Source organism: Oleiphilus sp. HI0086 (genome assembly GCF_001635225.1).
In genome coordinates this window covers 1-619 of the sequence record NZ_LWFZ01000324.1, presented here as the reverse complement: position 1 = coordinate 619, position 619 = coordinate 1, and the positions used below count along the sequence as shown (strand labels likewise).

At 43.5% G+C, this 619-nt stretch carries 2 protein-coding genes; both read left to right on the top strand.

The window, feature by feature from the left end:
• The coding region (locus A3756_RS04050; protein WP_156490256.1) for a DUF4389 domain-containing protein at positions 1-244 on the top strand (244 nt) is incomplete at its 5' end.
• Between the two features lie 2 nt (positions 245-246).
• A partial coding sequence (gene sixA / locus A3756_RS04045) for a phosphohistidine phosphatase SixA (protein ID WP_068552968.1) occupies positions 247-619 on the top strand: 373 nt, incomplete at its 3' end.

The following is a 619-nucleotide window of genomic DNA, read 5'->3' as shown; positions in this document are numbered from 1 at the left end:
CCTTTTTTGTTTGATTTATAGTCTTACTGATATTGTTTTGGTTGTAATCGCTCTCGTTCAAACCGTGTTAAAGCTTTCAACGGGAGAGCCTAGTGAATCTTTAAAAGATGCCGGTAGGACTTTGGGNTTGTACCTAAAACAAATTAGTGAATTCCTGAGCTACGCAAGTGAAGTGAAGCCCTATCCATTTTCTGATTGGCCGCAAGCAAAAGCTAAAGACAAGCTTCTGGATGAGATTAAGTAGCGATGAAGCTCTTTATTTCCAGGCATGGTGAGGCATCATTTTATGCAGAAAGCGACTTCTCTCGCCCCTTGACAGAAAGAGGTGTGCAGCAGACAAGTGCTTTAGCAAAAGAGCATTTGAGTATATTAAGTGAGGTGAGCCAAATTTGGGTGAGCCCCTTACTAAGAGCTCAGCAGACGGCAAAGGTTTATCAAGACCAGCTGAAGTGCGATGTTCATACCAAGCCTTTTATTACACCCGACTCCTCGCCGAAACAAGTGCTTCGTCAGCTTAATCAGGCCGGAATTGATAATGTGCTGTTGGTATCGCATCAGCCATTGGTCGGAGACTTAGTGAGCCTATTGGTTGAAGGTAATACCTATCAACCTCATCCTT